The sequence below is a fragment of the Sphaerisporangium sp. NPDC005288 genome (assembly GCF_040607475.1).
Classification (GTDB): Bacteria; Actinomycetota; Actinomycetes; order Streptosporangiales; family Streptosporangiaceae; genus Sphaerisporangium; species Sphaerisporangium rhizosphaerae.
On sequence record NZ_JBEXGT010000058.1, the window covers coordinates 27,925 to 47,481 of the forward strand.

General features: G+C 74.9%; 19 protein-coding genes. 10 read left to right on the plus strand and 9 right to left on the minus strand.

Features of this window, described 5'->3' with window-relative positions:
- Positions 1-8: 8 nt before the first annotated feature.
- The 3 genes from ABZU32_RS36430 to ABZU32_RS36440 all read right to left on the minus strand — a co-directional run bounded on the left by ABZU32_RS36430 (position 9) and on the right by ABZU32_RS36440 (position 2,956).
- Entirely contained in the window at positions 9-803 is a 795-nt protein-coding gene (locus tag ABZU32_RS36430) for a TetR/AcrR family transcriptional regulator (RefSeq protein WP_354852708.1), read from the minus strand.
- A gap of 114 nt (positions 804-917) precedes the next feature.
- The gene (locus ABZU32_RS36435; protein WP_354930171.1) at positions 918-1,622 is read right to left on the minus strand and encodes a response regulator transcription factor; all 705 of its coding nucleotides are present in this window, start codon (positions 1,620-1,622) and stop codon (positions 918-920) included.
- Between the two features lie 41 nt (positions 1,623-1,663).
- Positions 1,664-2,956, minus strand: coding sequence for a sensor histidine kinase (locus ABZU32_RS36440; RefSeq protein WP_354930127.1), 1,293 nt, complete (start codon positions 2,954-2,956; stop codon positions 1,664-1,666).
- Between the two features lie 167 nt (positions 2,957-3,123).
- On the opposite strand from ABZU32_RS36440, the gene ABZU32_RS36445 reads away from it, so the two are divergent.
- The 4 genes from ABZU32_RS36445 (at position 3,124) to ABZU32_RS36460 (ending at position 7,640) form a co-directional block, all read left to right on the plus strand.
- Positions 3,124-4,041: an ATP-binding cassette domain-containing protein gene (locus ABZU32_RS36445; protein ID WP_354930130.1), complete on the plus strand. Its 918-nt coding sequence runs from the start codon at positions 3,124-3,126 to the stop codon at positions 4,039-4,041.
- Between the two features lie 209 nt (positions 4,042-4,250).
- Positions 4,251-5,246, plus strand: a complete 996-nt coding sequence (locus ABZU32_RS36450) for a GNAT family N-acetyltransferase (RefSeq protein WP_354930133.1) — start codon at positions 4,251-4,253, stop codon at positions 5,244-5,246.
- Positions 5,247-5,387: 141 nt separating this feature from the next.
- The gene (locus ABZU32_RS36455) at positions 5,388-6,689 is read left to right on the plus strand and encodes a cytochrome P450 (protein WP_354930136.1); all 1,302 of its coding nucleotides are present in this window, start codon (positions 5,388-5,390) and stop codon (positions 6,687-6,689) included.
- 258 nt (positions 6,690-6,947) lie between these two features.
- Entirely contained in the window at positions 6,948-7,640 is a 693-nt protein-coding gene (locus tag ABZU32_RS36460; RefSeq protein WP_354930139.1) for an isocitrate lyase/phosphoenolpyruvate mutase family protein, read from the plus strand.
- A gap of 149 nt (positions 7,641-7,789) precedes the next feature.
- Here the strand turns inward: ABZU32_RS36460 and ABZU32_RS36465 are convergent, their stop codons facing one another.
- Positions 7,790-8,113, minus strand: a complete 324-nt coding sequence (locus tag ABZU32_RS36465; protein ID WP_354852697.1) for a metalloregulator ArsR/SmtB family transcription factor — start codon at positions 8,111-8,113, stop codon at positions 7,790-7,792.
- A 108-nt stretch (positions 8,114-8,221) separates the two neighbouring features.
- A complete protein-coding gene (locus ABZU32_RS36470; protein ID WP_354930142.1) occupies positions 8,222-8,611 on the minus strand; it encodes a hypothetical protein in 390 nt (129 codons plus the stop codon).
- Here ABZU32_RS36470 and ABZU32_RS36475 point away from each other — a divergent pair.
- The 3 genes from ABZU32_RS36475 (at position 8,594) to ABZU32_RS36485 (ending at position 12,544) form a co-directional block, all read left to right on the plus strand.
- Positions 8,594-9,577, plus strand: a complete 984-nt coding sequence (locus ABZU32_RS36475) for a cation diffusion facilitator family transporter (protein WP_354930145.1) — start codon at positions 8,594-8,596, stop codon at positions 9,575-9,577. The two genes, ABZU32_RS36470 and ABZU32_RS36475, sit on opposite strands and share 18 nt — an antisense overlap.
- A 40-nt stretch (positions 9,578-9,617) precedes the next feature.
- Positions 9,618-11,270 carry a TIGR03086 family metal-binding protein gene (locus ABZU32_RS36480; RefSeq protein WP_354930148.1) on the plus strand — a complete coding sequence of 551 codons (1,653 nt, stop codon included), beginning with the start codon at positions 9,618-9,620 and terminating at the stop codon, positions 11,268-11,270.
- Positions 11,271-11,554: 284 nt separating this feature from the next.
- Positions 11,555-12,544, plus strand: a complete 990-nt coding sequence (locus ABZU32_RS36485) for a sulfotransferase (RefSeq protein WP_354852684.1) — start codon at positions 11,555-11,557, stop codon at positions 12,542-12,544.
- Positions 12,545-12,751: 207 nt separating this feature from the next.
- Here the strand turns inward: ABZU32_RS36485 and ABZU32_RS36490 are convergent, their stop codons facing one another.
- The 3 genes from ABZU32_RS36490 to ABZU32_RS36500 all read right to left on the minus strand — a co-directional run bounded on the left by ABZU32_RS36490 (position 12,752) and on the right by ABZU32_RS36500 (position 16,026).
- On the minus strand, positions 12,752-13,648 hold the full coding sequence (locus tag ABZU32_RS36490; protein ID WP_354930174.1) for a hypothetical protein: 897 nt from the start codon (positions 13,646-13,648) through the stop codon (positions 12,752-12,754).
- 164 nt (positions 13,649-13,812) lie between these two features.
- Complete coding sequence (locus tag ABZU32_RS36495; protein WP_354930151.1) at positions 13,813-14,529, minus strand: VIT1/CCC1 transporter family protein; 717 nt, start codon at positions 14,527-14,529, stop codon at positions 13,813-13,815.
- Between the two features lie 156 nt (positions 14,530-14,685).
- Positions 14,686-16,026: a PLP-dependent aminotransferase family protein gene (locus ABZU32_RS36500; protein WP_354930154.1), complete on the minus strand. Its 1,341-nt coding sequence runs from the start codon at positions 16,024-16,026 to the stop codon at positions 14,686-14,688.
- Between the two features lie 127 nt (positions 16,027-16,153).
- Here ABZU32_RS36500 and ABZU32_RS36505 point away from each other — a divergent pair, with 127 nt between their 5' ends.
- Positions 16,154-17,002, plus strand: coding sequence for an alpha/beta hydrolase (locus tag ABZU32_RS36505; RefSeq protein WP_354930157.1), 849 nt, complete (start codon positions 16,154-16,156; stop codon positions 17,000-17,002).
- A gap of 274 nt (positions 17,003-17,276) precedes the next feature.
- Positions 17,277-17,657, plus strand: coding sequence for a DUF427 domain-containing protein (locus ABZU32_RS36510; protein WP_354930160.1), 381 nt, complete (start codon positions 17,277-17,279; stop codon positions 17,655-17,657).
- 50 nt (positions 17,658-17,707) lie between these two features.
- Here ABZU32_RS36510 and ABZU32_RS36515 read toward each other — a convergent pair whose 3' ends face one another.
- Complete coding sequence (locus ABZU32_RS36515) at positions 17,708-18,880, minus strand: MFS transporter (RefSeq protein ID WP_354930163.1); 1,173 nt, start codon at positions 18,878-18,880, stop codon at positions 17,708-17,710.
- 192 nt (positions 18,881-19,072) lie between these two features.
- Between ABZU32_RS36515 and ABZU32_RS36520 the strand changes: the two genes are divergently transcribed.
- Positions 19,073-19,557: helix-turn-helix domain-containing protein (locus ABZU32_RS36520; RefSeq protein WP_354930166.1), on the plus strand; the 485-nt coding region annotated here is incomplete at its 3' end.

Consider the following 19,557-nt stretch of genomic DNA (forward strand, 5'->3'; position numbering starts at 1 on the left):
TGCCTAGGTCAGGAGTCGGCCGGTCCGGCGCCCTGGCGCTGGTCGATCAGGACGCCGAGGCCGTCCAGGACGCGGCGCAGGCCGAACTCGTAGGCGTGGCCGGGGTCGTAGGCGGCGTTGTGCGCCTCACCCGCGGCGGCGCCCACCCGGGAGGCCGTCGGATAGCGCTCGGCGTCGAACACCCGGGCGAGCACGGGGGCGCTCGCCGCCCACCACTGCTGGTCGGTCAGCGCCCCCTCGTGCTCGAAGGCGCGCGCGTCGGCCGCCGACCGGGCGGAGGAGTGCACGAACCCCAGCAGGTAGGACAGGGCGTCGTCCATCTCCACATCGTCCAGGCCGAGGCCCTCGAAGGCGCGCAGCTCGTGCTCGTACTTGGCGAGCAGGCCGGGGCCGAGCGGTGGACGGCTGGTGGACACGGCGGTCACCCAGGGGTGGCGCTCGTAGAGGTCGCGGTTGTCGCGCGCCACGGCCTCCAGCCGTTCGCGCCAGGCCAGGCCGGACAGGTCGGGCCGGGGCATCTCGCCGAACACCATGTCGAGCATGAGGTCGAGCAGTTCCGCCTTGCCGGGGACGTAGGTGTAGAGCGACATGGCGCCCACGCCCAGCTCCTGGGCGACGCGGCGCATGGTGAGGGCGGTGAGGCCCTCGGCGTCGGCCAGCCGCACTGCCGCCCGCACCACCTCGTCGACGGTGAGGCCCTGGCGAGGCCCGCGCTGCGACGGACGGGCACCCGGCCGCCTCCAGAGCAGCTCGAGGGTGCGCACCGGGTCTCCGGCGCCGCTGCGGTCGATCGTGGGCGGCACACGGCCATCCTCCCACCAACCCCGCTCCGTACAGAGTACGGCGTACCGTGTACGGAGATCATCTGCCCGTATCCCGCCACTGCGCGCGGCCGGGCGAAGTCGCCCGGGGTCGCGCTAACCGGCGGGCGGGGCGGTGACCAGGCCGCTGTCGTAGGCGACCACGACGAGCTGGGCGCGGTCACGGGCGTGGAGCTTGGCCAGCAGGCGCCCCACGTGGCTCTTCACCGTCGCCTGGCTGAGGTGCAGGTGCTCGGCGATCTCACTGTTGGACAGCCCACGGGCGATGTGGGTGAGCACCTCGCGCTCTCGCTCGGTGACGCCGTCGAGCCGGCGCGGCAGCGTACGGGCCGGCTCGGGCCTGCGGGTGAACTCGGCGATCAGCCGCCGCGTCACGGTGGGCGCGAGCAGCGCCTCCCCCGAGGCGATCACGTGCACGGCGGCCAGCAGGTCGGCCGGCCGGGTGTCCTTCAGCAGGAAGCCGCTGGCCCCCGCCCGCAGCGCCGCGTAGATGTAGGCGTCCAGGTCAAACGTGGTCAGGATGAGCACCCGCACCCCGGAGATCCGCGGGTCCGAGCAGATGCGGCGGGTCGCCTCGATGCCGTCCATCTCGGGCATCCGCACGTCCATCAGCACGACGTCGGGACGCTCCGACCGGGCCAGCTCGACCGCCTCGGCGCCGGTGCCGGCCTCGCCGACGACCGTGAGGCCCGGCGCGGTCTCGATCAGGAGCCGGAAGCCGCCGCGCAGCAGCGCCTGGTCATCGGCGACCAGGACGCGGATGTCCCCGCCGCCGGCCGCGCCCGGACCGCCCCGCGCCATCTCCGCCGCGATCTCGCCCACCCGCTCGTCCACCTTTCCGCTCACCACGCCACTCCGTCCGCCGGCTCCGGAGCCGGCCCCTCCGCCGCGCCGCCCGCTCCCGCCGGCGGCGGTCCGTAGGGGAGGGTGGCGGTGACCGCGAAGCCCCCCGCGGGCCGCGGGCCGGCGTCGAAGGACCCTCCGTACATCACCACCCGCTCGCGCATGCCCACCAGGCCGTGGCCGCCGCCGGCCCCGCCCGTGCCGGGCAGCACCCGGGCTCCAGGCCCGTCGTCGACGACCTCCACCCGCACCTCACCCCGGCCGCCGCGTACCCGCACCCGGCAGTGCGCGGGCGCGGCGTGCCGCACGACGTTGGTCAGCGCCTCCTGGACGATGCGATAGACCGACAGCTCCACCCCCTCGGGCAGGCCGTCGGCCCCCGCCACGTCGAGCTCGACCCGCACTCCGGCCTGCGCCGCCCGCTCGGCCAGCTCGGGCAGCCCGGAAAGGCCCGGCGCCGGGAGCAGGTCGGCCGGCTCCCCGTCGCCCTCCGAGCGCAGCACGCCCAGCATGTGCCGCATCTCGACGAGCGCGCCCCGGCTCACCGACTCGATCTCGCGCAGCGCCTTGCGGGCCTCCTGCGGACGCGCCTCGGCCACGTGGTCGGCCACGCCCGCCTTCACGGTGATCAGCGTCATGCTGTGCGCCACGACGTCGTGCAACTCGCGGGCGATGCGCAGCCGCTCCTCGGCGACCGCCCGGCGCGCGAGCTCGTTCGCCGAGCGCCGCACGTACAGCCGGCGCTCCCGCACCGCGCGGCCGACGGTCCAGGCCCCGCCCATGATGGGCAGGCCCACCAGCACGGAGGTGAACGGAAAGCCGTCGGTCCCCCAGCCGACCGGACCGGCCATCGTGGAGCCGGCGATCACGACGGCGCTCACCGCGCCGATCGTCCGCGTGGGCACCCAGCGCAGCCCCGGACGGGTGAGCGCGACCATGTAGAGCGCGAAGGCGGCCGCGGCGAAGGCATCGTTGACCATCCCGGCGAACAGCGACGACACGGTCGCGGTCAGCGCAACCCAGAAGACCGGCACCGGCCACAGCCGCCGCACCGCCAGGGGAATTCCCATGCCGGCGACGATCAGGCACTGCACCACCGGCACAGCGGCGCCGGGCGCCGAGTGCCGCGCCAGGACGATGCCCAGCAGGAGCAAGGTGTACCCGGCCGCCGCGAACGCGTCCAGCCTGACCAACCGGCCCCGTGCGGGCGGCGACCAGGCCGCGCCGGAGCCTCCCGGGCCGGGAGACGGCCACAGGTCCGCCTTCTCGGCCTGGGTCTCCGCGTCGTCCACCTCCGCAGGCTACCGGTGCCGGCCGGCCCGGCACCTCCTGCCGGGGGATGTCATCCCCCGGGCGGACGCCGGCCGCCCGCGGGCCCCGCGCTACGCCTGCGGCGGGGCCGCCGGATCGCGGCCCAGGGACGATGCGCCGCGCGGTGTCCTCGCGGCAGCCTGGCACGGTGATCGAAGTGAGAGAACTGACCAAGCGGTACGGCCGCGCCCTCGCCGTCGACCGGCTGTCCTTCGAGGTACGGCCCGGGCAGGTGACCGGTTTCCTCGGGCCGAACGGCGCCGGCAAGTCCACCACCATGCGCCTGGTCCTCGGCCTGGCCGCCCCCACCTCCGGCGCGGCGCTCGTCGGCGGCCGCCCGTACGCCTCCCTGCGGCGCCCGATGAGCACGGTCGGCGCGCTGCTCGACGCGGCGGCACTGCACCCCGGGCGCAGCGCCCTGGACCACCTCAGATGGCTCGCCCGGGGGAACGGCATCGGCCAGGCCCGCGTAGCGCAGGTGCTCGAACAGGTAGGGCTGGCCGGTGTCGCCCGGCGGCGGGCCGGCGGTTTCTCCCTCGGGATGAAGCAGCGGCTGGGCATCGCCGCGGCGCTGCTCGGCGACCCGGAGGTCCTGCTGTTCGACGAGCCGGTCAACGGCCTGGACCCCGACGGGGTGCGCTGGATCCGGGAGCTGATGCGCGGTCTGGCGGCCGAGGGGCGCACCATCCTGCTGTCCAGCCACCTGATGAGCGAGATGGAGCTGACCGCCGACCGGCTGATCATCGTCGGACGCGGCCGGCTGATCGCCGACACCTCCGTGCCCGAGCTCGCCGGCCGCTACGGGCAGGGGGTGCTGGTGCGCTCGCCCCGCACGGCGGAGCTGGCCGCGGTGCTCACCGAGGCGGGCGGCGTCGTCGCGGACGACCCTGGCGGCGGCCTGTCGGTGACCGGGATGGAGGTGGCCGCCATCGGCGACCTGGCCGCGCGCCACGGCATCGCCGTCCACGAGATGTCCCCCCGCGGCGCCTCCCTGGAGGAGGCCTACCTGCGGCTCACCGCGGGAACCGGCGACCACGCCACCCCGCGCACCCTCACCGGGCACTGACCCGCCCGGCACGGGAAAAGCCGTTGCGCGGCGGGCGCGCGTACCGATAGGAATTGCGGCCGGGGCCGGGCCGGACGTCGGCGGGCCCGTTGAGACGAGAGGAGGGAAGAGGCGATGACCACCAAGATCACCGCGCTCGTGTCCTCCGAGGTCGCGCACCGGCGCTGACCATCGGAAACCGTGCGGGCGCGCCTCCACAGGAGAGTGTTGTGACCGCTGTACCGCAAGACCTGACCATGCGCCCGATCACCGGGCCGGAAGAACTCGATCTTTTCACCCGCCTGCCCTACATGCTCGACCGCGAGCTGGCCGACGACCTGCGGACCGGCAGGCGCCGGCCCGGCTGGATGTGGGTCGCCCTGCGGGGCGACCGGCCGACCGCCCGGCTCGCCTGGTGGAGCCGTCCCGGCGACCCCGCTCCCTTCCTGCTCGACATTTTCGACGTGGCCGCGGACACCGCCGCCCCGGACGCGACCGCGCATCCGGCCGGCACGGGCGGCGGCGCCGTCGCGACCAGCGGTGACGACGGCGTGCGGCTGCTGCGCACCGCCATGGAGCACGTGCTGCCCGAGGGCGCCCGCCCGCCGGAGTACATCCGGTACGTCCCGCCGGGCTGGCGTGACGATCCGGTGGCGAGCCGGGTCGTCGAGACCAGGGTCGCCGCGCTGGAGCTCACCGGCGCCCGGCTGTTCGTGGAGCGGCTGCGGCTGAACTGGCGACCGGGAACCCCGATCGCCGAGCCCGGCGGGCGCCTGGCGTTCCGGCCGGTGGCGGGCCGCGAGGAGCTCGTGGAGCTGATGACCGAGGTGCTCGAGGGCACACTGGACGCCCACAGCCGGGACGAGCTGACCCGGATGACCCCCCGGGAGGCGGCCGTCCAGCAGTATGAGGAGGAGCTGGAGCGCTACCAGAGCCCGCGCGAGTGGTGGCGCGTCGCCACGACGCCCGGCGGTGAGCCGGTGGGCTTCGTCATCCCGGCGCACAACTCCTACAACCCGATCATCGCCTACATCGGGGTGCTTCCGGCGCACCGGGGGAAGGGCCACATCGACGACCTGCTCGCCGAGGGCACCCGCATCCTGGCCGCCGAGGGCGTGCCGCGCGTCCGCGCCTCCACCGACCTCGGCAACGTGCCCATGGCCAGGGCCTTCCGCCGCGCCGGCTACGTCGAGTTCGAGCGCGAGCTCAACTACACCTGGCCCTAGAGGCCCCGGGCCCCGCCGTCCGATTCGTCCGGGTCCCCTGATGGGGCGGCGGGATACGCCGGCGTCCGGTGCCCTACCGTTCTCCGGCCCCGGCGCGACGTTTCGACGCCGGGTGAAACGACGCGGCCCTAGCGTCGGGGCATGGAGTTCTCGCAGGTGGACGGCTCGCCCAGGCGGGCCGTCGCCACAGGTGGAAAACCCGCGCCCCTGGCGCCCGGTCACGAGCCCGGCCGGCCGCCGGACGATTCGGCCGTCACGGCCGCCGGCCATGCCGAGGTGACGGTCAGCGGTCATGCCGAGGTGACGGTCAGCGGTCATGCCGAGGTGTGCGCCGTGCTGGCCGACCCACGCTTCGTCGTCCCGACCGTCCCGGCGGACGACGCTGCCCCCGGGACGGTCGCCTGGCTGCGGGCCGGCGTGGCACGGTTCAGCAACGGACCCCGGCACCGGCGCCGGCGGGCCATGGTCGCTGCCGACCTGCGCCGCATGGAACCCTCGGTCCTGCGCGCGGCGGCCCGGGACTGGACGGCCGCCGTGGTCGAGGATGCCGGGGATGAGGCGTTCGACGTCATGGCGTCGATCGCGCGCACGGTCCCGATCGGCGTGCTCGGCGGTGCGCTCGGCGTGGCCGGGCTCGATCCGGCGCGTCCGGACGGCGTAGGGGACTTCGTCAGCGCCGTCTCGGCGGTCGCGGCGGCCTACCACCCGGGTACGGGGGGCGGCGCCGCGGACAATGGCGAAGCCGACGCGGCGGTGTCCGCTCTGGTCGCCCTGCTCGGCCCCGGCGACCCCGAGGCGGTCGCCGCGCGCATAGGTCTGCTGGTCCAAGCGTGCGACGCGACCGCCGGCCTGATCGGCAACACCCTCGACGCGGCCCTGCCTCCACCGCCCGCGCCCAAGCGGCCGCCAGGGGAGCCGGGAGCCGGTGACAGGTCCGCTGACCGGCCGGTCGGGACGGAGGGCGACGAAGGATGGGGAGAGGGGCCGGTAGTGGCGGAGGCCGGTAGCCGGATGGGGGAGCGGTCGGTGGAGTCCGGGGGCGGTGGGGGCCGGGGTGGGTGGCCGGTCGAATGGCTCGTCGCCGAGACGGCGCGCCGTGACCCGCCGGTGCGGTCCACCCGGCGCGTGGCCACCGCCGGAGCCGAGATCGCGGGACGCGGTGTCCCGCCGGGCACGGTGGTGCTTCTGGACCTCGCCGCCGCCGAGCGCGATCCGCGGGTGTTCCCCGATCCCGGCCGTTTCGACCCCGCGCGGCGGACGACCGCACACCTCGCCTTCGGCCATGGTCCGCGGTCGTGCCCGGGATCCGACCACGGCCTCGCGCTGGCGTGCGGCGTGCTGGAGGTGCTGCTGCCCCGCTGCGAGCGGGCCGGAGGCGGCACGGTCCACGGGCTCTCCGCGAATCTGCGCGTCCCGCTGCGGCTGGAGGTGCGGGTCCGGTGAGGGCTGATCGTCTCCGCCGCGGAGGCGGCTCCCGCCCGTGCGTGATCGCCCGTGCGGGATCGGGATCTCCTCCGGCGCGTTCTGTACCCACTGTGATCGGAGGTCGCGTCCGTTGAACGCGAAGATCGACCGTTTCGAGGAGTTCCGCGCCCTGCACCACGGCGAGCGACCCCTGTTCCTGCCCAACGCCTGGGACCACGCCTCGGCGGCGGCGCTGGTGCCCGCGGGTTCACCGCCCTCGGCACCACCAGCCTGGGCGTGGCGGCCGCCGCGGGCAAGCCCGATGCCGCCGGCGCCACCCGCGAGGACACCATGCGCCTGGCGGCGGGCCTGGCCCGGCTGCCGGCGCTGATCAGCGTGGACGTGGAAGGGGGGTTCAGCGAGGACCCGGGCGAGGTCGCCGCGCTGGCCGCCGAACTGGCCGAGGCGGGCGTGGCCGGGCTGAACATCGAGGACGGCCGCCCAGGCGGCACCCTGGCCGGGCGGGACCGCCAGTGCGCCCTCATCGCGGCGATCAAGGACGTCGTCCCCGGGCTGTTCGTCAACGCGCGGACCGACGTCTTCTGGTTCGCGGCGACCGAGCCCGGCTGGTCCGGTGACCCGGAGGGTGCGTGGCGGGGACCTCTGGCGGTGGCCCTGGAGCGGGTGCGGGCGTACCGCGACGCCGGGGCCGACGGCGTCTTCGTCCCGGGTGCGGGTGACGAGCCCGCCATCGCCGCGCTCGCGGCGGGGGTGGACGCTCCGCTCAACATCCTGTTCACGCCGGGTGGTCCGTCCGTGGCGCGCCTGCGCGAGCTCGGGGTCCGCCGGGTGAGCTGCGGTTCCCTGCTGTTCCGGGCGGCGCTGCACAACGCGGTGGAGCTGGCGTGGGCGGCCGCGCACGAGGAGGTGGTGGCGGCCGGGCTGCCGTCCTACGCCCAGGCCCAGGCGCTCGCCGACGCCTTCGGCTGAGCACGGCGGCTGCTGCGCCGACGACCAGGGCGCCGTCAGGTCCGGGGATGGACGCCGCCTGTTCGTGGATGCGGCCGGCCGGGCCGGCGCCGTCCGGTCCGGTTACGGACGCCGCCTGTTCGCGGGTGCCGCAGGCCGGGCGGGCGTCGTCAGGTCTCGTGGCGGGGGATGCCCGAGACCTCGTGGTCGGCGTGGAACAGGGCCTCGGAGATCAGCCGGCGGACGTGCGCGTCGCGGGCGCGGTAAAGGACGCGACGCCCGTGCCGCCGCGTGTCGACCAGCCCGGCCAGACGCAGCTTGGCCAGGTGCTGGGAGACCGAGGGACGCGCGACACCGATGAGCTCGGCCAGCGAGGAGACGTCGTACTCACCGGAGACCAGAATCCACATCAGCCGAAGGCGTGTGCCGTCACTGAGCATGCGAAACGCCTCGACGGCCGTGTCGACCTGAGAGGAAGTCGGTTGCTGGTGCAACGGATGTGCACCTGATTCGTTGTCGCGTGCGTACATGACTACATATACTCCACGCAAGAATCCCCGTCCGCAAGCGAGGCAGCCATGTCTGACCAGCAGTCCGGCCCTTCATCCCCCGGCGGGCTCGACCGGCATGACCCCGAACACCAGCATGGACACCGGCACCGGCCCGCGGACGGACGCGAACGCGGGCAGAGCCATGGCGATGGAGAACAGCACGGCCTTGCGGGGTCCGGGGAGCCGGCACCCGACCCCGTGACCGATCAGGAGCACGGTCACGGGCACGGGCACGGGCATGAGCACGGCCATGAGCACGCCCGCCAGCACGGCACTCAGCACGGCACTGAGCACGGCCATGAGCACGGCCATGAGCACGGGCACGCGGAAGAGCCTGCGAACGCGGAGCAGGATGGGCACGGGCACGGGCACGGGCATGGGCATGGGCATGGCGGGGGTAGGCAGGGGCTTCTCGGGCGGCTGGTGGCTTTCGGGGCTCATCTGGTCACTCCGCACAGCCACGACAGCGCCGACAAGACCGACACCGCGCTGGAGTCCAGCAGCCGGGGCATCCGCGTGCTCGGGCTGTCCTTCGCGATCCTGGCGGTCACGGCCGTCGTGCAGGCGGTGATCGTCGCCTTCTCCGGCTCGGTGGCGCTGCTCGGCGACACCCTGCACAACTTCGCCGACGCCCTGACCGCCGTCCCGCTCGGCATCGCGTTCTGGCTCGGACGGCGGGCGGCGACCCGCAGGTTCACCTACGGCTACGGCAAGGCCGAGGACCTCGCCGGCCTGGTGATCGTCGTCATCATCGCCGCCTCGGCGGTGCTGGCCGGCTACGAGGCGATCCAGCGCCTGCTCGACCCGCAGGAGGTCCGCCAGCTCGGCTGGGTCGCGGGCGCGGGGCTGGTCGGCTTCCTGGGCAACGAGTGGGTGGCCCGCTACCGCATCCGGGTGGGCCGCGAGATCGGCTCGGCCGCCCTGGTCGCCGACGGCCTGCACGCGCGCACCGACGGCTTCACCTCCCTGGCCGTGCTGCTGGGCGCGGGCGGAGCGGCGCTCGGCTACCCCATCGCCGACCCGATCATCGGCCTGCTGATCACCCTGGCGATCGCCCTGGTGCTGCGGAACGCGGCCCGGGAGATCTACCACCGTCTCATGGACGCCGTCGATCCCGCCCTGCTCGACCAGGCCGAACGCGTCCTGTCGCAGACCCCGGGCGTGCGGGGGGTCGGCGCCGTCCGGCTGCGGTGGATCGGCCACACGCTGCGGGCCGAGGTGGAGATCCAGGTGGACCACGACCTGTCGCTCGTGGAGTCGCACGCGGTCGCCGTCGAGGCCGAGCACCGGCTCATCCACCAGGTGGCGCGCCTTCGCGCGGCGACCGTCCACGCCGACCCCCACGGCCCGCGCGACGCCGACTACCACGAGCGGCTGAACCGGCACCGCGAGACGACCACGGCCTGAGGCTTGACTCTCCCACTGTGGGAGACCCGAAGGTGGTCCGGTGCGTGGCGATGACGAGAGGTTGCTGAGCATCGGAGAGCTGGCGGAGCGCACCGGGATGCCGGTGAAGCTGATCCGCCACTGGTCCGACATCGGTGTGGTGCCGCCGGCGGACCGCACGGCGGCCCGGTACCGGCTCTACGCCCCCGACGCGGTCGCCCGGCTCGAACTGGCGCGCGCGCTGCGCGATCTCGGGCTGGGCATGGCCGCGATCAGGGACGTCGTCGCCCGCGAGCGCGATCTGACCGAGGTGGCGGCGGTCCACGCCGACGCGCTGGAGGTCCGGATCCGCACGTTGAGGTCGCAGCAGGCGGTGCTGCGATCGATCACCTCCGGTAGAACGGCCACCGAAAGGCTCACTCTCATGACCAGGCTGGCACGACTGTCCGCCGCCGAGCGCAACGCCGTCGTCCGCGAGTTCGTGGCGGACGCCGTGGGGGAGGCCGACGCCCCCGGCTATCGTGAGGGGCTGCTCGCGGCCCTGCCCGAGCTGCCGCCCGAGCCCACCCCCGAGCAGATCGACGCCTGGCTGGAGCTCGGCGAGCTTCTGGAGGACCCGGCACTGGCCGCCGGCATGCGGCGCATGGCCGAGTACGCCGCGCGGCACGCGCTTCGCGAGCACGACGAGCAGGACCTGCGGGAGGTGGAGCGGGTCACCGATCTGTGGGTCGGGCAGGTGAGCGCCGCCATGGAGGCGGGCTCGGCAGCCGACTCGCCGGCGGCCGAGCCGGTGGTGGCCGCCGTCGTCGCCGCCTGGCTCCCCACCCAGGTCCGCGTTCCCGGCACTCCGGACCAGGACGGCGCCGAGGCGCGCCGCATGCTGCTGGAACAGTTGGAGAACGCCGCCGACCCTCGCCTGGAGCGGTACTGGCAGCTCATGTGCGTCATCAACGGCCTGCCGGTGCGGCCGAGCATCGCGGCCGCGGGCCGGTGGCTGACGACCGCACTGCGCACCAATCCCGAGCCCGGCGCCCGTGAGGCCCGCATCGCCGCCCTCCTCCGGCAAGAGGGTCGGGCCCCCGCGCCCGGTGAGCAGGACGCGGCGCCCGCCATCACCGGCGACCGCCCCGAAACGGCCGCGGGGACGGTGGGCGACGCCGGCCCGGAGGGGATCGTCGGCGACTGCGCCCGTGTGCTGGCGAAGGTGGGGGAGCTGGTCGCCGCCGTGCCGCCCGGGAGGCTGGCCGACCCGACTCCGTGCGAGGGATGGGATGTGCGGGCGCTGCTGGACCACCTGGTCTGGGAGAACCTGCTGTGGGCCGGCCTCGCCGAAGGCGCCCCTCGCTCCGACTTCGCCGGCGACCACCTCGGCGGCGACCACGTCGCCGCCTTCCGGGCCGCCGCCGAGGCCACGATGGCCGCCTTCCGCCGGCCGGGCATGCTGGCCGAGCGGTTCGGGCCCGCACCGGGCTGGCGGCTGGTGGAGCAGGTCCTCATCGAGATGACCGTGCACGGCTGGGACCTGGCCAGGGCGATCGGCCGCCCGGCCGACCTGGTCCCCGACGTCGCCGAGGCGCTCATGCCGTCGGTGCGGGAGATCTACGGCGGCCTGCCCCGCACGCCCGGCGGCTCGTTCGCCCCCGAGCGCCCGGTGCCCGACGGCGCGGCCCCTGCCGACCGCCTGGCCGCCTACCTGGGCCGCCGCCTGGACTGACCCGCTTTCGCGCCGTCCCACGGGCGGCGCGATGCCCGGCCCTGGCGTGGCGGCCGGGGGGCGATCGCCGGCGGGGCGGCCACCTGGGCTTCGCCCTCAACCTGGACTTTCGCCCTCCGTCTGTGCGGGCCGTGTCACCGCCTTCCCCGGCCCGCGCCGGGGAGATCGTCCGTCCCGCGGGGAGATCATCGGGCAGGGATCTGGCATGCGACGTTTAAATCCCTATTTCCTAGTCATTAAGGGGGGTATGATGATCGGTGGTGTGATCTGACCAAGGAGATCGCGTGGCCCTACCGGACTTCCTGGTGATCGGAGCCCCCAAGTCGGGCACCACGGCTCTGCACGCCGCGCTCGCGCGGCATCCGGGGATCTTCATGTCCGCCGTCAAAGAGCCCAAGTTCTTCCTCACCGACGGGCCGCCGCCCGATCGGGGCGGGCCCGGAGACGCCCAGACCTTCAAAGAGCACGTCTGGCGCAGGACGGACTACGAGGCGCTGTTCGACCCGGCCCCGCCGGGCGCGCTCAAGGGGGAGTCCACCCCCTTCTACCTGTACGACCGGCAGGCGCAGCGGCGCATCCACGCGCTGCTCCCCGAGGCCCGGCTGATCGTCGTGCTGCGCGATCCCGTCGAGCGCGCCCACTCCAACTGGACCCACCTGTGGTCGGCGGGCCTGGAGCCGGTCGGCGACGTCGTGCGCGCCTGCGCCGAGGAGGAGCGCCGCATCGCCGCCGGATGGTCGGCGTTCTGGCACTACGTGGCGCTCGGCCGGTACGGCGAGCAGCTGGAGCACCTGTTCGGCCTGTTCCCCCGGGAGAACGTCCTGGTGTTCCGCTACCGCGACCTGGTGGACGAGCCGGCGGCGACCCTCGACCGCATCTGCCTGTTCCTCGGCGTCGAGCCGGGGCTGGTCGCCGAGGTGCCCCGCGAGAACGTGACCGCCCATCCCGATCCGACGCTGCGCCACCGGGCGCTGTCGCGGCTGATGCGCGCCGGCGCGACCCTGGGACGCCATCTGCCGGGCTCGCTGGCGGCCCGGCTCACCGAGCCGCTGGAGAAGACGCTGCAGGACAGCGGCCGTCCGCGCCGCCCGTTGAGCTGGGAGCAGCGCCAGGCGCTCATCCCCGGGTTCCGGGACGACATCGCGCTGCTGGAGGAGGTCACGGGGGAGGAGTTCGGCGACTGGCTGCGGCCCCGTGACCGCTCGGGCGGGCTGATGGGCGACCGGCCCCCCGGCCAGGGGCAGGCGCGCAACGGACGCCCGCGCGTGCACTGAGCCCGCGCCTCCGGCGGGACCCCATCACCGGCCGGCGCGTGCACTGAGCCCGCGACCCCGGCGGGACGCCGCCACCGGCCGGCCGCGCGGGTCCCCTGACGCCGTGATCGGCCGCCGTGCGGGCCCCGCGGGCGGTGCGGAGCCGGGTGCGGCCCCGCCGCGAGGTCGGTGCCGCGAGGTCGGTGCAGTGAGGTCAGTGCAGTGAGGTCAGTGCAGCTCGGTGCGCAGCTCGTGCGAGCCGTCTTCCCTGGTGATCTCGTAGTACACGCGCCGCCGGCCGTCGGGCAGCGGCAGGATGTCCAGGTAGCGCAGGCCGCCGTAGGGGGACTCCGCGATGGGCTCGGTGCCCACCGGGGCCAGCGTGGAGTAGGCGCCGATGGCCAGCCCCGTGCGCTCCTCGTAGTTCTCCGCCGCGGTGGCCCGTCCGTCGTAGGTGGCCAGGACGGTGTCGCCGGCGTGCAGCACCGAGGTCACGCGGGCGCCCCGCGCGTCCCAGCAGCCCGGACGGCCGCTGAGCGCCGTGCCCTCCCAGGTCCACTCCAGGCCGTCGGCGCTGGTGGCGTAGTCGGTGACCATCTGGTCCTCCTCGCCCGGGTCCGACAGGGGATGGCAGGAGGCCCACAGGTGCCACTGGCCGTCGCGGTGGAGGATCACCGGGTCCTTGACCGCGGTCTTGGGGTCGCCCGGCAGCACGACCTTGCGCTGGGCGGCGTCGAACGCCGACGGGTCGGCGGCCTCCATCACCTCGACGCGCCAGTGCTTGGTGCCGTGGGTGGCGCAGCTGATGTAGAGCCGCCACCGGCCCTCGGGCGTGCGCACCAGCGCGGGACGCTCCAGGGACTCGGTGTCGGCCTCCTCGCGGGTGATGGTGTAGATCGGCTCGAACCGCTCGCCGTCCAGGGAGCGCGCGACGCGGACCGCGTAGCCGCGTCCCTCGCCGATCGGCCGCCGGAGGCGGTAGGCGAGGTAGAAGACGCCATCGCTGTGGACGGAGCTCGGGGCCCCGACCCAGTGGCCGGGCTCATCCCCGGGAGGGGCGAGGACGAGGACCGAGCGGTCGGGCCGGAGAGCCGGCAGGGCGCTTCGCGGGTCGTTTTCGTTCATCGGCACGTCGAAACAATAGACGGGAATCGGGGGTGATGACGAAAGATTGGCCGGTCATAGGGGGTGCGAGTCACCCCAGAGTGCTCCCGGGGCCACCCCGGAGTCCCCACGATTCCGGCATGCGCCACCGTCCCGAGCGGCGGCTGCCTGGTCACGGCCGTCGCTCAGGAGACCACCGTGCCGACGAGATGGCCGACGCCGAAGGTGACCGCGGCCGCCGCCGCGCCGAGCGCGAGCTGCCTGGCGCCGCCGAACAGCGGCGAGCGGCTGGTGAGCCGCGCGACCAGCGCTCCGGTGGCGAACAGCGCCACCGCGGTGAGCGCCACCGCCACGGCCACCGAGCCGACGCCGAACAGGAACGGCAGCAGCGGCACCAGCGCGCCCAGCGCGAAGGCCAGGAAGGAGGACCCGGCCGCCTTCCACGGCGAGGGAAGGTCGTCGGGGTCGACGCCGAGCTCCTCGCGGGCGTGCACCCGCCAGGCGACCTCGTCGTGCCGGTGCAGCTGGCGGGCCACCTCGCGGGCCAGGTCAGGGGAGAGTCCGCGGGACTCGTACAGCGCCGCGAGCTCGCGCTCCTCGGCTTCGGGGTTCCGGGCGATCTCCCGGCGCTCGACGTCGATCTCCGCGAGCGTCATCTCGGTCTGCGAACGAACGGAGGTGTACTCGCCGGTGGCCATGGAGAAGGCTCCGGAGACCAGGCCCGCGAGGCCGGCGATCGTGACGGTGTGAGCCCCGGCGCCGCCGCCCACGACCCCGGCGATGAGCGAGGCGTTGGACACCAGCCCGTCCATGACGCCGAACACCGCCGGCCGCAGCCAGCCGCCGGTCACGTCCCTGTGGCTGTGGTGCACCTCGGCGGCGTGGAGGGGAGCGGAGGACATCGCGTTCCTTTCGGGCGGTCTGCCCACCGGATGGGCGCCGGGACCGCCGGCGCCCTGCACATGGACGCCTGCTCGAAGCCGCTGTCGTCCGTGGCCGATCGTTCACGCTAGCCAGCCGGGACGCCGGTGTCAAAGGACGGTAAAGCCCCCGGCGGCTCAGTCGGTGAGGGCGTCCTCGGGGGAGCTCCGCCCAAGGGCCGCCAGTTCCTCCAGGGCGCCTGCCAGCACCTCCGGCGGCGGTGAGGCCAGGCCGACGCGGACGGCGGGCGGCGCGCCGTGCGGCCCCGCGGCGAAGGACGCGGCCGGGGTGACCGCGATGCCCCGGCGCGCGGCGGCGGCGACGAAGGTCTCGGCGTGCCAGGGGCGCGGCAGCTCCCACCAGCAGTAGTAGCCGTGGGGGTCGGCGCGCACGGCGAACCCCGCGAGGGCGCGGGCGGCCAGGCGCTGGCGGGCCGCGGCGTCCTCGCGCTTGGCCAGCACGACGGCGTCGACGGTGCCGTCGATGGTCCAGCGGGCGGCGGCCTCCAGCGCGAAACCCGTCGCCGTCCAGGCCCCCGACCGCAGGGCGGCGGCCATCGGCGCCGCCAGGCCGGCGGGGGTGACCGCGAAGCCGGCCGTCAGCCCCGGGGCCAGTCGCTTGGACAGGCTGTCGAGCAGGATCGTGCGCTCGGGGGCCAGCGCCGCGAGGGGCGGCTGGTCACCGGCGTGCAGGAACGCCCAGACGGCGTCCTCGATGGCGTGCAGTCCGAGGTCGCCGAGCGTCTCGGCCAGTTCCTGGCGCCGGTGGGCGGGCATGGTCGACGACAACGGGTTGTGCAGGGTCGGCTGGAGGTACACCGCGCGCAGCGGGGCGCCGCGGTGGGCGGCGGCCAGCGACTCCGGGACCAGCCCCTTCTCGTCGCAGGCCAGCGGGACCAGGGTGACGCCGAGCCGGGCGGCGATCGTCTTGACCATCGGGTAGGTGAGGGCCTCGACGCCGAGCCGCGCCCCCGGCGGCACCAGCGCGGCGATCGCCGCGGCGATCGCCTGCCGCCCGCCGGCGGCGAACAGCACGCGGGCGGGGTCGGGCCGCCAGCCGCCCCGGGCCAGCAACCCGGCGGCCGCGTCCCGGGCCGCGGCCGTCCCTTGTGCGGGCATCGGGCGCAGCGCCGAGCCGAGCACGTCCGGGCGCAGCATGCCGCCCAGGCTTCCGGCCAGCAGGGCCGGCTGCCCGGGCACCACCGGATAGTTGAGCTCCAGGTCCACGCGCGACCCGCCCGGCTCGACCAGGGCGCTGCCTGGAGAGCGGCCCGGGGCGCGCACGAACGTCCCGCGGCCCACCTCTCCGGCGACGAGGCCTCGCTTGGCGAGCTCCTGGTACACCCGGCCGGCGGTGGAGGCGGCGATGCCGCGCCGCCGCGCGAAGAGCCGCTGGGGCGGCAGCCGGTCGCCCGGGCGCAGCCGGCCGGCGGCGATGTCGGCGGCCACGGCGTCGGCGATCACCCGGTAGTCCTCCATCGGACCCCTATCGATACGAAGTCAACATTGCACCGAGGGCAATTTACCCTATTGCACCGATCGACGTGTCCCACCTAGCATCGCGGCCAGGCCCGGACGTCACGGGCGCCGTGGGAGGGGAGCAGCGATGGGGACGACGGCCGAGGTCAACGGGATCACCGTCGCCTACGACGACGAGGGCGAAGGGGCCCCACTGGTGCTGGTCCACGGACACCCGTTCGACCGGTCGATGTGGGCGCCGCAGGTCGCCGGCCTCGCCGGCCCGGCATGGCGGGTCATCGTCCCCGACCTGCGCGGCTACGGCGGCAGCACCGTCGTCCTCGGCATCACGCCGCTCGCGGTCTTCGCCCGGGACATCGCCGCCCTGATGGACCACCTGGGGGTGGACGAGGCCGTCATCGGCGGGTTGTCCATGGGCGGCCAGATCGTGCTGGAGTTCCACCGGTTGTTCCCCGGCCGCGTGCGCGGGCTCGTCCTGGCCGACACCTTCGCCCAAGGGGAGACCGAGGAGGGCAGGAGGACGCGCAACGCCATGGCCGACCGCCTCCTCGCCGAGGGCATGCGCCCTTACGCCGAGGAGGTGCTGCCCAAGATGGTGGCCCCCTCCACGATCGCGACGATGCCCGAGGTCGCCGCCCACGTGCTTCGGATGATGCGGGACGCGCCCGCCGAGGGCGCGGCCGCGGCGCTGCGCGGCCGGGCCGAGCGTCCCGACTACAGCGCCATGCTCGCCGCCGTCGCGGTGCCCGCGCTGGTCGTGGTGGGACGCCACGACGAGTTCACCCCGGTCGCCGACGCCGAGTTCATGCACCGCCGCATCCCGCGCTCGACGCTGGCGGTGATCGAGGGCGCCGCGCACATGCCGAACCTGGAGGCGCCCGCCGAGTTCGGCCGCGCGCTCGACGAGTTCCTGTCCACCTTCGCCGCGGCGACGCCTGGTCCGCCCGTCCGGCCCGGTCCCGTTGGCGGCTCCTGAGCCCGCCGTGCGACTCGGCGCCGGCGAATCCGGCGACTCTGGCGCGGATCCGGTGAATCCGGGGTTCCGGCCGCCGCCGCCCGGCTCCGGCCCTGGCGGCGCCGGCACGGCGCACCGGCCCCGGCGGGGACGGCCGGTGGTACACGGTGGTCGGCGGGGCGGTGAGAATGGGACGGACGACCGGAGACGGGGCCGGTCACCGCCCTTCGCGCCCGGCTTCCCCGAGCGGCCCGACGGCCGGTCGCCGGCACGGCCCAACGGAGAAGAGACGACCATGGCCGACAAGCCGGTGCTGACACCAGGCCCCGACCACCCCATCACCGTCGAGCGCACTCCCGGCCGCGTCGTGGTGTCGGCGGGCGGGCGCGTGCTGGCCGACACCCGTGACGCCCTGACCCTGCGCGAGGCGGACTACCCGCCGGTGCAGTACATCCCGCGCGAGGACGTCGACATGGGGCGGCTCGAGCGCACCGAACACGCCACCTACTGTCCCTTTAAGGGCGATGCCTCCTACTACAGCCTCGCCGAAGGCGGTGAGAAGGGCGTCAACGCCATCTGGACCTACGAGACCCCCTACCCGGCCGTCGCCGAAATCGAGGGCCACCTCGCCTTCTATCCCGACCGCGTCGCCATCGAGGAGCACCCCGCCGGCTGACCGCCCCACCGCGTCCCCGCCCCGGCGTGGCGCCCGGCGCGCGGGTCCGCTCAGGCGGCGGCGCGGTCGGTGTTCTCTGCGGGCGGGCGCCGAGCCAGTGAGCCGGCGCCCAGGAGCACCGCGGTCATCGCCACGGTCACCAGGACGAAGGAGATCGGCAGGCTGGTGACGGACGCCACCCCGCCGATCATGCTCGGCGCGACGAAGCCCGAGCTGTAGCTGATCGTGGCGACCCCGGCGACGCCCTCGCTGGGCGTGCGCCCGGCGTTGCCGGCCGCCGCGAACACCAGCGGCACCACCACGGCCACCCCGAGCCCGATCAGCATGAACCCGGCGATGGCGGGCGGCGGGGTGCGCGCCGCCACGACCAGCACCCCGCCCGCCGTGGCGAGCAGCCCGCTGAGGCGCACCGAGACGACCGGGCCGACGCGGCGTACCACCAGGTCCCCGCCCAGTCGCCCCGCGGCCATGGTGAAGGCGAACCCGGTGTAGGCGAACGCCGCGACGCCGGGGGAGGTGCCGGTGACCTGCCGAAGGTAGACCGCGCACCAGTCCTGGGCCGCCGCCTCCCCGAAGACCGCGCAGAAGCCGACCGCCCCCAGCACGAGCAGGGGCCGGGACGGCAGCACGAACCGCGCCGGAGCGTCCTGACCCGCTGGGGCGCGCACGTCCAGCAGCCATGGCCCGGCCGCCGCGCCCACGACCAGCAGCACCGCGGCCATCGCGGCGAGGTGGACGCGGGCGTCCACTCCGGCGTGCGCCGCCGCCACCCCCACCGCGCCGCCCGCGAGCCCGCCGACGCTCCACATTCCGTGCAGGCCGGGCATGATCGAACGGCCCAGCCGCTGCTCGACCTCGATGCCCTGCGCGTTCATCACCACGTCGCACATGCCCGCGACCGCGCCGTACACCAGCAGGGTGACCCACAGCAGGGCCAGACCCGGCGCGAGCGCCGGCAGGGCGAGCATGACGCACCACAGGGCGATCAGCAGGCGGGTGGCGGGCCGGACCCCGACGCGGTGGGCGAACCGCCCCACCATGGGCATCGTGACCAGCGAGCCGACGGCCGGAGCGAGCAGGACGAGCCCGAGCTCTCCGGGACCGGCGCCCAGATGCTCCTGCAGCCAGGGGATGCGGGTGGCGAAAGAGCCGGACACCGCGCCGTGCACCGCGAAGGTCACGGCGATGGCCACGCGGGCGCGCCTGACGATGCCCCGGTCCACGGCAAGAACCTAGCAGAGCCCCCCGCGCCGGCCGGCGCGAGGTGATCATGGCGTCGCGGGCTCGTCCCGGCGGGCCTTCGCGGCGGGGGCGGGACTACGCTTCTGGGGACGGTCCCATGGGGACGGCACGCCGCTCCGGGACGGGGCGGGGCCGCCTTGACGGGCGAATCTGGTCGCTGGGAGTGTTGCGGCATGTTGGATGTGGCGGTCATCGAGGATCCGGCGGCGGCCGAGGTCTCGCTCGATCCGGTGCGGGCCCGTCTGCTGGCCGAGCTGGCCGTCCCCGGGTCGGCCACCATGCTGGCGGCCAAGGTCGGCCTGCCGCGGCAGAAGGTGAACTACCACCTCAAGACCCTTGAGCGGTACGGGCTGGTCGAGCTGGTGGAAGAGCGGCGCAAGGGCAACGTGACCGAGCGCGTGATGCGCGCCACCGCCGCCTCCTACGTCATCTCGCCGGTCGCGCTCGCCCCGGTGCAGCCCGATCCCTCCCGGGCGCCCGACCAATTGTCGGCGCGGTGGCTGCTGGCGGTGGCCTCCCGGCTGGTGCGCGACGTCGGGCAGCTGATCACCGGGGCGGCCAAAGCGCGCCAGAAGGTCGCGACCTTCGCCATCGACGGCGAGATCCGCTTCGCCTCGGCCGCCGACCGCGCCGCGTTCGCCCGCGAGCTGGCCGAGGC